General features: G+C 69.0%; 7 protein-coding genes. All 7 read right to left on the bottom strand.

Annotated features, from left to right (window positions below; genetic code table 11):
* Positions 1–37: 37 nt before the first annotated feature.
* Positions 38–2,155 (bottom strand): elongation factor G, encoded by a 2,118-nt coding sequence (fusA, locus tag BIV28_RS18900; RefSeq protein WP_076264085.1) that lies wholly within the window; start codon positions 2,153–2,155, stop codon positions 38–40.
* A gap of 203 nt (positions 2,156–2,358) precedes the next feature.
* Positions 2,359–2,829 carry a 30S ribosomal protein S7 gene (gene rpsG / locus BIV28_RS18895; protein WP_076264084.1) on the bottom strand — a complete coding sequence of 157 codons (471 nt, stop codon included), beginning with the start codon at positions 2,827–2,829 and terminating at the stop codon, positions 2,359–2,361.
* On the bottom strand, positions 2,829–3,203 hold the full coding sequence (rpsL, locus tag BIV28_RS18890) for a 30S ribosomal protein S12 (protein ID WP_076264083.1): 375 nt from the start codon (positions 3,201–3,203) through the stop codon (positions 2,829–2,831). The genes rpsG and rpsL overlap by 1 nt, the downstream gene beginning before the upstream one ends.
* 401 nt (positions 3,204–3,604) lie before the next feature.
* On the bottom strand, positions 3,605–4,138 hold the full coding sequence (locus BIV28_RS18885; protein WP_083707520.1) for a hypothetical protein: 534 nt from the start codon (positions 4,136–4,138) through the stop codon (positions 3,605–3,607).
* Positions 4,139–4,223: 85 nt separating this feature from the next.
* Entirely contained in the window at positions 4,224–5,741 is a 1,518-nt protein-coding gene (gene dacB, locus BIV28_RS18880; protein WP_207556119.1) for a D-alanyl-D-alanine carboxypeptidase/D-alanyl-D-alanine endopeptidase, read from the bottom strand.
* Between the two features lie 307 nt (positions 5,742–6,048).
* On the bottom strand, positions 6,049–9,948 hold the full coding sequence (locus BIV28_RS18875; protein ID WP_076264081.1) for a DNA-directed RNA polymerase subunit beta': 3,900 nt from the start codon (positions 9,946–9,948) through the stop codon (positions 6,049–6,051).
* A 138-nt stretch (positions 9,949–10,086) separates the two neighbouring features.
* Positions 10,087–13,569, bottom strand: a complete 3,483-nt coding sequence (rpoB, locus tag BIV28_RS18870) for a DNA-directed RNA polymerase subunit beta (protein WP_076264080.1) — start codon at positions 13,567–13,569, stop codon at positions 10,087–10,089.
* Positions 13,570–14,217 lie beyond the last annotated feature (648 nt).

The following is a 14,217-nucleotide window of genomic DNA, read 5'->3' as shown; positions in this document are numbered from 1 at the left end:
GATTTCCGAAGAAAGAGACTACCGGGATGACCCGTCGTCACTCGCCGCGGGTCTTCTTGATGATCTCCTCGGCAACGGCCTTGGGGACCTCTGCGTAGGAGTCGAACTCCATGGAGAAGCTCGCGCGACCCTGCGTCTTGGACCGCAGGTCACCGACGTAGCCGAACATCTCGGACAGCGGGACCAGGCCCTTGACGACCTTGGCGCCGCTGATGTCCTCCATGCCCTGGATCTGGCCACGACGGGAGTTGATGTCACCGATGACGTCGCCCATGTAGTCCTCGGGCGTACGGACCTCGACGGCCATCATCGGCTCGAGCAGGACCGGGTCGGCCTTGCGGATGGCCTCCTTGAGGACCATCGAGCCGGCGATCTTGAACGCCATCTCCGAGGAGTCGACGTCGTGGTACGCGCCGTCGTTCAGGGTCGCCTTGATGCCCACGAGCGGGTACCCGGCGAGCACGCCGTACTGCATGGCGTCCTGGATGCCGGCGTCGACCGACGGGATGTACTCACGCGGCACGCGACCACCGGTGACGGCGTTGACGAACTCGTACATCGAGCCGTCCTCGGTCTCGCCCAGCGGCTCGAAGGACACCTGGACCTTCGCGAACTGGCCGGAACCACCGGTCTGCTTCTTGTGCGTGTAGTCGTACTTCTCGACCGAGCGACGGATCGTCTCGCGGTAGGCCACCTGCGGCTTGCCGACGTTGGCCTCGACCTTGAACTCGCGCTTCATGCGGTCGACGAGGATGTCGAGGTGCAGCTCGCCCATGCCGGCGATGATCGTCTGGCCGGTGTCCTCGTCGAGGTGGACCTGGAAGGTCGGGTCCTCGGCCGAGAGCTTCTGGATGGCCGTGGAGAGCTTCTCCTGGTCACCCTTGGTCTTGGGCTCGATGGCGACCTGGATGACCGGGTCCGGGAACGTCATCGACTCGAGGACGATCTGCTCGTTCGGGTCCGACAGGGTGTCGCCGGTCGTCGTGTCCTTGAGGCCGATGGCCGCGTAGATGTGGCCGGCGAGGGCCTCCTCGACCGGGTTCTCCTTGTTGGCGTGCATCTGGAAGAGCTTGCCGATGCGCTCCTTGCGGCCCTTGGTCGTGTTGATGACCTGCGAGCCGGCGGCGATGCGGCCGGAGTACACGCGGATGAAGGTGAGCGTGCCGAAGAACGGGTGCGCGGCGACCTTGAAGGCGAGCGCCGAGAACGGGGCGTCCTTGCTCGGCTCACGCGTCAGCTCGACGCTCTCGTCGCCCGGCTTGTGGCCGATCATGGCCGGCACGTCGAGCGGGGACGGGAGGTAGTCGACGACGGCGTCGAGCATCGGCTGCACACCACGGTTCTTGAAGGCGGAGCCACAGAACACCGGGTAGAGCTCGGAGTTGACCGTCAGCTTGCGGATGCCCGCCTTGATCTCCTCCGGCGTCAGCTCCTCGCCGCTGAGGTACTTCTCCATGAGGTCGTCGTCGGACTCGGCGACGCGCTCGACGAGCGCCTGGCGGTACTCGTCGACCTTGTCGAGCATGTCGGCCGGGATGTCCTGGATCTCGTACTTCGCGCCCATCGTGACGTCACCCTTGGCGTCGCCCGGCCAGACCAGGGCGCGCTTGTAGATGAGGTCGACGACGCCGAGGAAGTCGTTCTCCGCACCGATCGGCAGCTGCATGACGAGGGGCTCCGCACCGAGGCGGTCCTTGATCGTCTGCACCGTGAAGTAGAAGTCGGCGCCCAGCTTGTCCATCTTGTTGACGAAGCAGATGCGCGGCACGTCGTACTTGTCGGCCTGACGCCACACCGTCTCGGACTGGGGCTCGACACCCTCCTTGCCGTCGAAGACGGCGACCGCGCCGTCGAGGACGCGCAGGGACCGCTCGACCTCGACCGTGAAGTCGACGTGGCCGGGCGTGTCGATGATGTTGATCTGGGTGCCCTCCCAGAAGGAGGTCACGGCGGCAGACGTGATCGTGATGCCGCGCTCCTTCTCCTGCTCCATCCAGTCGGTCGTCGACGCACCGTCGTGCGTCTCACCGATCTTGTGGTTGACACCGGTGTAGAAGAGGATGCGCTCCGTCACCGTGGTCTTGCCAGCGTCGATGTGCGCCATGATGCCGATGTTGCGGACCTTGTTCAGGTCCGTCAGGACGTCAAGTGCCACGTCAGTTGTCTCGTCTCATTCGTGTAGTGAGTCTGCGGTTTTCCCGCATCCGTCTCGTGCCCACGCACCTCGGGTGCCGAGGTGCTGCGGACGTTGCCCGGTGGGGGCACCCGTACCAACGCGGGTGGCGGGAGCCGGTGTTCCCGGCCGGGTGGCGCGTCGACCCGCGAGGGCGGGGCCGCGCCACCCGGCACGGGAGTGGGTCACCAGCGGTAGTGCGCGAAGGCCTTGTTCGACTCGGCCATCTTGTGGGTGTCCTCGCGACGCTTGACCGCGGCGCCGAGGCCGTTGGAGGCGTCGAGGATCTCGTTCATGAGGCGCTCGGTCATCGTCTTCTCACGACGCTGACGCGAGTAGCCGACGAGCCAGCGCAGGGCGAGCGTGGTGCTGCGGCCCGGCTTGACCTCGATCGGCACCTGGTAGGTCGCACCGCCGACGCGGCGGGACTTGACCTCCATGGCCGGCTTGACGTTGTCGAGCGCGCGCTTGAGCGTCGCGACCGGGTCGGTGCCCGTCTTGGCGCGGACGCCCTCGAGGGCGCCGTAGACGATCGTCTCCGCGATCGACTTCTTGCCGTCGAGGAGGATCTTGTTGACGAGCTGGGTGACCAGCGGGCTGCCGTAGACGGGGTCGACGACGAGCGGGCGCTTCGGAGCGGGTCCCTTGCGAGGCATCAGCTCTTCTCCTTCTTCGCGCCGTAGCGGCTACGAGCCTGCTTGCGGTTCTTCACGCCCTGCGTGTCGAGCGTGCCGCGGATGATCTTGTAGCGGACGCCGGGGAGGTCCTTCACACGACCGCCACGCACGAGCACGATCGAGTGCTCCTGCAGGTTGTGGCCGACGCCGGGGATGTAGGCCGTGACCTCGATGCCGCTCGACAGGCGCACGCGGGCGACCTTGCGGAGGGCGGAGTTCGGCTTCTTGGGGGTGGTCGTGTACACACGCGTGCACACACCACGACGCTGGGGCGAGCCCTTGAGCGCCGGGGTCTTGGCCTTGGAGGCCTTGTCCTGGCGGCCCTTGCGGACCAGCTGGTTGATGGTAGGCAACCTGGTGACTCCGTAACGTTGCTTGTTGTCAGTCGCCCTGGTGGGCGGCTCCTTGGCTGTTCGGCCCTTCGACCCCCGAGGTCGGGTGTGTCCCGGGGCTGTCCGTGCCGGTTCTCCCCCCTGCACTTCCCACGGGACCGACCTGGTCGGCCTCCGCGGGTTGCCCGGCGGGAGGTGTGCTCTGGACCCCGGTGATGTCGTGCCGCCGGAGGCGGTGGACAGGGCACGAGGGCCGTCATCGCGCATGACTGAGGGCATGCCTCAGACACAGTGTTCAAGCGTACCGGCGGGCGGCACGGCGACCAAATCGGTCGGGCACCCACGGCCGGCACCCACGGCCCTCACGGCGCGGCGGCTCCGGCGCGTCGGCACGCGGCCTCGGGACGCCCCGGGACGGGGGCTCAGCCGAGGCGCCAGTCCCCGGCGTACATGTGCAGGACCGGCAGGCCCAGCACCTCGCGGGCCCGGGAGGCCCAGTCGGTGTGGAAGGTGTCCTCGACGGCGTGCGGCTCGGTGACGATGACGACCTCGCGGGCACCGAGGCGCGCGACCTCCTCGACGAGGGTCGGGACCGGGTCGTCGGCGGTGATCTCGCCGGTCGCGGTGGCCGCGTGGCGCGCGAGCTCCTCGAGCGTCGTCGACAGCGCGGTGTCGGCGTCGACCCGCGCCTCGTCGCGGTCGACCGGGCGCAGCGTGTCGATGGCCTCGCGCATCTCGAAGAGGCTGAGGTGGTTGAGGAACGTCGAGAGCAGGTTGCGCTCGGTGTCGGCCGGCACGAGCACGCGGTAGGTCGGCGCCTCGTCCTCGTGCAGGGCCACGATCTTGTCGACGTCGCCCGGCTTGAGCGCCTCCTCGGTGAGGATGATGATCGTCGGCGCGGGGGTGCCGGCCTCGCTGCCGGTGTCGGTCGGGGCGTCGGCCGTGGGCTCGGTCATGCGGGCCAGCCTATAGAGCCGCGCGGCTCCGTGGCAGGGCGCCTCGCAGGACGCGGGGCGCCCGAGGCCGCCGACGCCGCCGAGGTCAGCGGTTGGTCATGCGCCACCCGGCGAGCAGGACGCCGAGGCGGTCCTCGACCGGACGGGTCGAGGAGCCGCCGTAGTTGCCCATCATGACGAAGACGTACCGGCGCCCGTCCGCGCCCGTGACGTAGCCGGCGAGGGTGGAGACGCCGGTGAGCGAGCCGTTCTTGGCGCGGAGGTTGCCCGCGGCGGACGTGCCCTTCATCCGGCTCGCGAGGGTGCCACCGGTCCAGCGCACCGGGTCGGCGCCGGCGACGGGCAGGGCCGCCCGGAAGGTGCCGGCCCAGCTCGTGCGCTGCACCTTGTCCAGGAGCGCGGCCAGCTGGTTCGGGGTGAGCCGGTTGGACCGCGACAGGCCGGAGCCGTCGACGAACCGCAGGCCACGCACGTCGATGCCGACGCGCGCGGCGAAGGCCCGCAGGGCCGCCGTGCCGTCGGCCCAGCTGCCCGGCCGGCCGGTGCGCGCCCCGAGCGTCTTGACGATCGCCTCGCCGTGCGAGTTGTTGCTCAGCTTGAGGAACGGCACGAGCAGCTGCCCCAGGGTCATCGACGCGTGCCGCGCCAGCAGCGTCTGGCCGGTGGGCGTGCGGCCCTTGACGGCGGACCCGTCGACGCGGATCCCGGCGGCGACGAGCCGGTCGCGGAACGCCCGCGCGGCCAGCAGGGCGGGCTCGTTGACGGTGACCCACTTCTTGGCGGTCGACCGGCCGACCGCGAGCCGACCGGAGACCGTGACGAAGTTCGTGCCCGAGCGGCGCGAGAGCGACAGCGTCGTGGCCGACCCCTTGGCCCCGGTCGAGGCCTGGTTGACGAGGGTGACGGTGCGCGCGGCCGAGGGCGGCGTCAGCGTGAGGCGCGGCCGGGCCCCGACCGTCGTGGCCGGCGTGACGTTGACGATGACGGTGCCGGCGTCGTAGTCGGTGTCGGGCGCGAGCGTCAGGCCGGACACCTGGGCCGCGTAGTAGTCCGACGCGTAGCCGGTGGACCAGTACGGGCTGTAGCGCTGGTCGTCGAAGTACGTGGGGTCCCCGACGACGTCGCCGGCGACACGCGTCACGCCCTTGGAGCGGAGCGCCGACGCGAGGGCGGTGAGGTCCTTCTCCATGAGCGTGGGGTCGCCGCGGCCCTTGAGGTACACCCGGCTCACGACGCCCGCCGAGGGCGCCCTGGGTGCGAGCACGTCGGTGTTCCAGCGGTACCCGCTGCCGAGGACGTTCATGGCTGCGGCGGCGGTGAAGACCTTCTGGGTCGAGGCGGGCATCAGCGGGGTGTTCGCGTAGCGCACGTACACGGGCACCCGCGTCGACGCGTCCTGCACCATGACGCCGACGCGCGCCGAGGACGCGGTGACCCGCGAGTCGGTCATGAGCCGGCCCACCTCGCGGCGCAGGGCGGCGTCGCGCGACTGGTAGCCCGAGGCCCGGGAGTCCTGGGCCGTCGCGGTGACGACGGCGACGACCGCGACGACCGCCGCGACGACGAGGCCCGCCGTGCGCCGTCGCCGGTCAGGGCTTGTCACCCCGCGCGGGCGCGACCCCGGACGGGTGCGCAGGGGGCTGGACAGGACTCGTGGCGGACGGATCACGGCGGCCTCCAGGGGCATCGCATCGTCGGGCGCGCGTCCGGCAGCCCGGCACCGCCGGTCCGATCACCCTGCCCGGCACGCTAGTCCGCTTTGTCCCTTTTCGCCCGGTGACCACTCCCGCCGGCCTTCCGGAAGCCGCTCGGCCCCACCCGCCCCGGAACGGCCGCAGGGCCGGCTCCCCGGGTGGGGAACCGGCCCTGCGGGCGGTGTTCGTGCGGTGCGGCCGCGCGGCCGCGACCGGTCAGAACTTGTCGAGACCGAGCGCCTCGTCGTCGAGGCGGATCGCCTCGCCGGAACCCGCGCCGAAGCCCGCGTAGTCGTACGCGTCGTAGTTCGGCAGCGAGTACATGGCGGCCTTGGCCTCCTCGGTGGGCTCGACCTTGATGTTGCGGTAGCGGGGCAGGCCCGTACCGGCCGGGATGAGCTTTCCGAGGATGACGTTCTCCTTGAGGCCGAGCAGCGGGTCGGACTTGCCCTCCATGGCGGCCTGCGTGAGCACGCGGGTCGTCTCCTGGAAGGACGCGGCCGACAGCCACGACTCGGTGGCGAGCGAGGCCTTCGTGATGCCCATGAGCTCGGGACGACCCGCGGACGGGCGACCGCCCTCGGCCATCGCCTTGCGGTTGGCCTCCTCGAAGCGACCACGCTCGGCCAGCTCGCCGGGCAGCAGCTCGGTGTCGCCGGACTCGATGATCGTCACGCGACGCAGCATCTGGCGCACGATGACCTCGATGTGCTTGTCGTGGATCGACACACCCTGCTGGCGGTACACGGCCTGCACCTCGTCGACCAGGTGCTTCTGCGCGGCACGCGGGCCGAGGATGCGCAGCACCTGCTTCGGGTCGATGGCACCCTGCACGAGCTTGGTGCCGACCGCGACGTGGTCGCCGTCCTGGACGAGCAGGCGCGAGCGCTTGCTGACCGGGTAGGCGTGCTGGTCCGAGCCGTCGTCCGGCGTGAGCAGGATGCGACGGGCCTTGTCGGTGTCCTCGATCTCGATGCGGCCGGTGGCCTCGGCGATCGGGGCGACACCCTTGGGCGTGCGGGCCTCGAAGAGCTCGACGACACGCGGCAGACCCTGGGTGATGTCGTCGGCCGCGGCCGCACCACCGGTGTGGAAGGTACGCATCGTCAGCTGCGTGCCGGGCTCACCGATCGACTGGGCCGCGATGATGCCGACGGCCTCGCCGATGTCGACGAGCTTGCCGGTCGCGAGCGAACGGCCGTAGCACTTCGCGCACGTGCCGACGCGGCTGTCGCAGGTGAGGACCGAGCGGACCTTGATCTCGTCGATCCCGGCCTGGTACAGCGCCTCGATGGCGACGTCACCGACGTCGGAGCCGGCGTCCGCGAGGACGGTGCCGTCGCTGCCGACGACGTCCTCGGCGAACGTGCGGGCGTAGACCGAGGCCTCGACGACCTCGCTCTTGGTCCGCGTGCCCGTGACCTCGTTGATCGCCGCGATGGGCAGCTTGAGGCCGCGCTCGGTGCCACAGTCGTCCTCACGGATGATGACGTCCTGCGACACGTCGACGAGACGACGCGTGAGGTAACCCGAGTCGGCCGTACGCAGAGCGGTGTCGGCCAGACCCTTGCGGGCACCGTGGGTCGAGATGAAGAACTCGACCACGGTCAGGCCCTCACGGAAGTTCGCCTTGATCGGGCGCGGGATGATCTCGCCCTTCGGGTTGGCCATGAGGCCACGCATGCCGGCGATCTGACGGATCTGGAACCAGTTACCACCGGCACCCGAGGACACCATCCGGTAGATGGGGTTCGTGCGCGGGAAGTTGGTCTCCATCTCCTTGGCGACCTGGTTGGACGCCTGGGTCCAGATCTCGACGAGCTCCTGACGACGCTCGTCGTCGGTGATGAGACCACGCTCGTACTGGGTCTGGACCTTGGCGGCCTTGGTCTCGTAGCCCTCGAGGATGTCCGTCTTGTTGGCCGGCGTCGTGACGTCGGCGATCGAGACGGTGCAGCCCGAGCGGGTCGACCAGTGGAAACCGGCCTCCTTGAGGGCGTCGAGCGACGCGGCGACCTGGACCTTGGAGAAGCGCTCCGCGAGATCGTTGACGATCGCCGACAGGCGCTTGCGGTCGACCGGACGGTTCTCGAACGGGTAGTCCACCGGCAGCGTGTCGTTGAAGATCGCGCGACCCAGCGTCGTCTCGAGCGTCAGGGCGGGGATCATCCCGTCCTCGCCGACCTCGACACCCTCGGGGAGGGCGTAGCCGAGCGGCGGCACGACGTCGGTGAGGCGCAGCTTGATCGCCGAACCGAGCTGGATCTCGCCGCGGTCGAAGGCCATCCGGGCCTCGGCCGGCGACATGAACGCACGACCCGCACCGAGACCGCCACCGTCGACCGCGTCGGTCAGGTGGTAGATGCCGGTGATCATGTCCTGCGTCGGCATGGTGACGGGGCGACCGTCGGCCGGCTTGAGGATGTTGTTGCTCGACAGCATGAGGATGCGGGCCTCGGCCTGCGCCTCCGCCGACAGCGGCACGTGGACGGCCATCTGGTCACCGTCGAAGTCGGCGTTGAAGGCCGAGCAGACGAGCGGGTGGATCTGGATGGCCTTGCCCTCGACGAGCTGCGGCTCGAACGCCTGGATGCCGAGACGGTGCAGCGTGGGTGCACGGTTGAGCAGCACCGGGTGCTCGGTGATGACCTCCTCGAGCACGTCCCACACGACCGCGCGGGCACGCTCGACCATGCGCTTGGCCGACTTGATGTTCTGCGCGTGGTCGAGGTCGACCAGGCGCTTCATCACGAACGGCTTGAACAGCTCGAGCGCCATCTGCTTGGGCAGGCCGCACTGGTGCAGCTTGAGCTGCGGGCCGACGACGATGACCGAACGGCCGGAGTAGTCGACGCGCTTGCCGAGCAGGTTCTGGCGGAAGCGGCCCTGCTTGCCCTTGAGCATGTCGGACAGCGACTTGAGCGGACGGTTGCCGGGGCCCGTGACCGGGCGACCACGACGGCCGTTGTCGAAGAGGCTGTCGACGGCCTCCTGGAGCATGCGCTTCTCGTTGTTGACGATGATCTCGGGCGCACCGAGGTCGAGGAGGCGCTTCAGGCGGTTGTTGCGGTTGATGACGCGACGGTAGAGGTCGTTGAGGTCGGACGTCGCGAAGCGGCCACCGTCGAGCTGGACCATCGGGCGCAGGTCCGGCGGGATGACCGGGATCGCGTCGAGGACCATGCCGGTCGGGTGGTTCGTCGTCGTCTGGAAGGCCGACACGACCTTGAGACGCTTGATGGCGCGGGTCTTCTTCTGGCCCTTGCCGGTGGCGATGATCTCGGTCAGCGACTCGGCCTCGGCCTCGAGGTCGAAGGACTGCAGACGCTTCTGGATCGCCGCCGCGCCCATGCCGCCCTCGAAGTAGAGGCCGAACCGGTCACGCATCTCGCGGTAGAGGATCTCGTCGCCCTCGAGGTCCTGGACCTTGAGGTTCTTGAACCGGTCCCAGACCTGCTCGAGGCGCTCGACCTGCTGGTCGGCGCGCTTGCGGATGTTGTTCATCTCGCGCTCGGCGGAGTCGCGGACCTTGCGCTTGGCGTCGGCCTTGGCACCCTCGGCCTCGAGCGTGGCGATGTCCTTCTCGAGCAGCTGCGCGCGCGACTCGACGTCGGCGTCGCGGCGGTTCTCGATCTCCTTCTTCTCGACCTGGATCTGCGCCTCGAGCGAGGGCAGGTCGGCGTGACGCTGCTCGTCGTCGACGGACGTGATCATGTACGCCGCGAAGTAGATGACCTTCTCGAGGTCCTTCGGGGCGAGGTCGAGCAGGTACCCGAGGCGCGACGGGACGCCCTTGAAGTACCAGATGTGGGTGACGGGGGCAGCGAGCTCGATGTGGCCCATCCGCTCACGGCGCACCTTGGCGCGCGTGACCTCGACGCCACAGCGCTCACAGATGATGCCCTTGAAGCGGACGCGCTTGTACTTGCCGCAGTTGCACTCCCAGTCGCGGGTCGGGCCGAAGATGCGCTCGCAGAACAGGCCCTCCTTCTCCGGCTTGAGGGTGCGGTAGTTGATGGTCTCGGGCTTCTTGACCTCGCCGTGGCTCCACTGGCGGATGGACTCCGCGGTGGCAAGGCCGATGCGCAGCTCGTCGAAGAAGTTGACGTCGAGCACGTGGTTCCTTCTCTCGTAACTCTCGTTAAGTCTCTGTGGTCTGACTGGTGTCTCGTCGACCGGTGGCCCGGGTGCCGCTCACCGCGCGCGTCGCGCGGGCCGGCGGGCGGCACCCGTGCCGGGGTCGGATGGGTCTGGTCAGACCTCTTCGACGCTGGACGGCTCGCGCCGGCTCAGGTCGATGCCGAGCTCCTCCGCTGCGCGGAAGACCTCCTCGTCGGACTCCTTCATCTCGATCGTCGTGCCGTCGGAGCTCAGGACCTCGACGTTGAGACACAGCGACTGCATCTCCTTGAGGAGGACCTTGAAGGACTCCGGGATGCCCGAGTCAGGGATGTTCTCGCCCTTGACGATCGCCTCGTAGACCTTGACGCGTCCGGGGACGTCGTCGGACTTGATCGTCAGCAGCTCCTGGAGCGTGTACGCCGCGCCGTACGCCTCGAGCGCCCAGACCTCCATCTCACCGAAGCGCTGGCCACCGAACTGGGCCTTACCGCCGAGCGGCTGCTGGGTGATCATCGAGTACGGGCCCGTCGAGCGAGCGTGGATCTTGTCGTCGACGAGGTGGTGCAGCTTGAGGATGTACATGTAGCCGACCGCGACGGGCTCCGGGAACGGCTCGCCGGAGCGGCCGTCGAAGAGGCGCGTCTTGCCCGAGGCGTCGATGAGGCGCACGTCGTCGCGCGTCTTCAGCGTCGAGTCGAGCAGGCCGGTGACGACGTCCTCGGACGCACCGTCGAAGACGGGCGTGGCCACGCGCGAGCCGGGCGGGGCCTCGTGCGCGTCGGGGGCGATCTCCTTGGCCCAGTCCGGGTTGCCCTCGATCTTCCAGCCACGGCTGGCGGCCCAGCCGAGGTGCAGCTCGAGGATCTGGCCCAGGTTCATACGACGCGGCACACCGTGCGGGTTGAGCACGACGTCGACCGGCGTGCCGTCCTCGAGGAACGGCATGTCCTCGACCGGGAGGATCTTGGAGATGACGCCCTTGTTGCCGTGGCGGCCGGCGAGCTTGTCACCGTCGGTGATCTTGCGCTTGTTGGCCACGTAGACGCGGACGAGCTGGTTGACGCCGGGCGGCAGGTCGTCGCCCTGGTCGGCGCGGAACTCCTTGACGCCGATGACCGTGCCGGTCTCGCCGTGCGGCACCTTGAGGGAGGTGTCGCGGACCTCGCGGGCCTTCTCACCGAAGATCGCGCGGAGCAGGCGCTCCTCCGGCGTCAGCTCGGTCTCGCCCTTGGGCGTGACCTTGCCGACGAGCAGGTCGCCGTCGCGCACCTCGGCGCCGACGCGGATGATGCCGCGCTCGTCGAGGTCGGCCAGGACGTCCTCGGAGACGTTCGGGATGTCCCGGGTGATCTCCTCGGGGCCGAGCTTGGTGTCGCGGGCGTCGACCTCGTGCTCCTCGATGTGGATCGAGGAGAGGACGTCGTCCTGCACGAGGCGCTGCGACAGGATGATCGCGTCCTCGTAGTTGTGGCCCTCCCACGACATGAACGCGACGAGCAGGTTGCGACCCAGCGCCATCTCGCCCTTGTCGGTGGCGGGACCGTCGGCGATGACCGAGCCGGCCTCGAGGCGGTCGCCCTCGTTGACGACGACGACCTGGTTGTAGCTCGTGCCCTGGTTGGAGCGGGCGAACTTGGCGATGCGGTACGTCTGGTACGTGCCGTCGTCGTTGGCCACCGTGACGAGGTCGGCAGAGACCTCCTGCACGACGCCGGCCTTGTCGGCGCGGACGACGTCGCCCGAGTCGAGGGCGGCGCGGTACTCCATGCCGGTGCCGACGAGCGGCGCCTCGCTCTTGACGAGCGGGACGGCCTGACGCTGCATGTTGGCGCCCATGAGCGCGCGGTTGGCGTCGTCGTGCTCGAGGAACGGGATCATCGCGGTCGCGGCCGAGACCATCTGGCGCGGCGAGACGTCCATGTAGTCGACGTCGTTGCCGGGCACGAGCTCGACCTCGCCACCCTTGGTGCGCACGAGGACGCGCTCGTCGACGAAGTTGTTCTCGAGGTCGAGCTGGGCGTTGGCCTGCGCGACGACGTAGCGGTCCTCCTCGTCGGCCGAGAGGTAGTGGATCTCGTCGGTGACGTGGCCACCCTCGACCTTGCGGTACGGCGTCTCGATGAAGCCGAACGCGTTGATCCGCCCGTAGGACGCGAGCGAGCCGATGAGGCCGATGTTCGGGCCTTCAGGGGTCTCGATCGGGCACATGCGGCCGTAGTGCGACGGGTGGACGTCACGGACCTCCATCTGCGCGCGGTCACGGGAGATACCACCCGGGCCGAGGGCCGACAGACGCCGCTTGTGCGTCAGGCCCGCGAGCGGGTTGTTCTGGTCCATGAACTGCGACAGCTGCGAGGTGCCGAAGAACTCCTTGATCGAGGCCACCACGGGGCGGATGTTGATCAGGGTCTGCGGCGTGATCGCCTCGACGTCCTGCGTGGTCATGCGCTCGCGGACGACGCGCTCCATGCGGGACAGGCCGGTGCGGACCTGGTTCTGGATGAGCTCGCCGACGGAGCGGAGGCGACGGTTGCCGAAGTGGTCGATGTCATCGACCTCGACGCGGACGTCGATCTCCTCGCCCTTCTTGACGCCCTTCATCGAGTCGCCGCCGTCGTGCAGCGTGACGATGAACTTGATCGTCTTGACGATGTCGTCGATCGACAGCGTCGAGTCGTTGATCGACGCGTCGAGGCCGAGCTTCTTGTTGATCTTGTACCGGCCGACCTTGGCGAGGTCGTAGCGCTTGCCGTTGAAGTAGAGGTTGTCGAGCAGGGTCTGCGCGGCCTCCTTCGTCGGCGGCTCGCCCGGGCGCAGCTTGCGGTAGATGTCGAGCAGCGCGTCGTCCTGGCCCTGCGTGTGGTCCTTCTCGAGGGTCAGGCGCATCGACTCGAACTCGCCGAACTCCTCGAGGATCTGGGCCTCGGTCCAGCCGAGGGCCTTGAGGAGCACCGTGACCGACTGCTTGCGCTTGCGGTCGACGCGGACGCCGACCATGTCGCGCTTGTCGATCTCGAACTCGAGCCACGCACCGCGGCTCGGGATGATCTTGGCCGTGTAGATGTCCTTGTCGGACGTCTTGTCGGGCGTGCGCTCGAAGTAGACGCCCGGGCTGCGGACGAGCTGGCTGACGACGACACGCTCGGTGCCGTTGATAATGAAGGTGCCGCGCTCGGTCATGAGCGGGAAGTCGCCCATGAACACCGTCTGGCTCTTGATCTCACCCGTCTGGGCGTTCATGAACTCGGCGGTGACGAAGAGCGGGGCGTCGTACGTCTGGTCGCGCTCCTTGCACGACTCGATCGTCTTGCGCGTCTCCTCGAAGCGGTGGTCGCGGAACGACAGCGACATGGAGCCGCTGAAGTCCTCGATCGGCGAGATCTCCTCGAAGATCTCCTCGAGCCCGGACCGGTCCGGGACGTCGGTGCGCCCCTCGGCCTTGGCCGCGGCGACGCGGGCCTGCCAGCGCTCGTTTCCGAGCAGCCAGTCGAAGCTCTCCGTCTGAAGGGCCAGGAGGTCAGGGACCTCGAGCGGTTCGCGAATCTTCGCGAAGGACAGACGCCCAGAAGGGGTCTGTGCAGTGGACATGTTCGTCGCAGTACGCGAGGCAGCCAAGGAGGGTCCTTCCACGGGCCTTTTCGAATCTTCAGATCCGCGTTGCCGCATGGCTCCGCTCGCGGGACCCGGGGTCAGAACTCGTACCGGACGGCACGGTGGTCAGCCTGACTGGACACGCGGAGAGAGGGCAAGGGCAGCGCAAAGGCCCAGCCTACTGGTAAAGGGCAGGAGTGTCCAGCCGGGTCAAGAGCGGAGACGCCTGCCGGGGACCTGCCCACGGATCTGAGCCCGTGTCGGCCGCGGCGGCTGCCTGCCACGCTCCCGGACCGGGAGCTCGCGAAGCGAACGCGTCGAATATGACGGTCAACGGGCGGCGCGTCAAGAGCCACCCGCTTCGTGGGCGCGTCGTGAGCGCGAGTCGGGGCACGTCGGACCTGTCCGACACGACGCGGCGTCCCTAGGCTGAGCGGTGGACGGCGGCGCCGGGTACGACCCCGGCTCCTCCCCTCCCCTCTCGAGAAGGAGATCGCACGATGTCCGACCAGAACCCGCCCGAGCAGGGCGCCTTCGGCTCCCCCGCGCCCGGATCGTCCGGATCGCCCGACGCCGGTGCGCCGACGCCCGGTGGTCCCGGCCCGCAGGGCGGCGCCCCCGGCACCGAGCCCGTCCCGGGCGCCCCCGCCCCCGGATCGGCGCCCCCGCCGC

Origin of the sequence: Intrasporangium flavum (genome assembly GCF_001956915.1) — a bacterium.
Classification (GTDB): Bacteria; Actinomycetota; Actinomycetes; order Actinomycetales; family Dermatophilaceae; genus Monashia; species Monashia flava.
This window is presented reverse-complemented; position numbering and strand designations above follow the sequence as displayed.

What these genes read in the sequence shown, in the direction of transcription:
- BIV28_RS18885 (WP_083707520.1), bottom strand. Translation starts at nt 4,138, where the DNA reads ATGACCGAGCCCACGGCCGACGCCCCGACCGACACCGGCAGCGAGGCC.
- rpsG (WP_076264084.1), bottom strand. Translation starts at nt 2,829, where the DNA reads ATGCCTCGCAAGGGACCCGCTCCGAAGCGCCCGCTCGTCGTCGACCCC.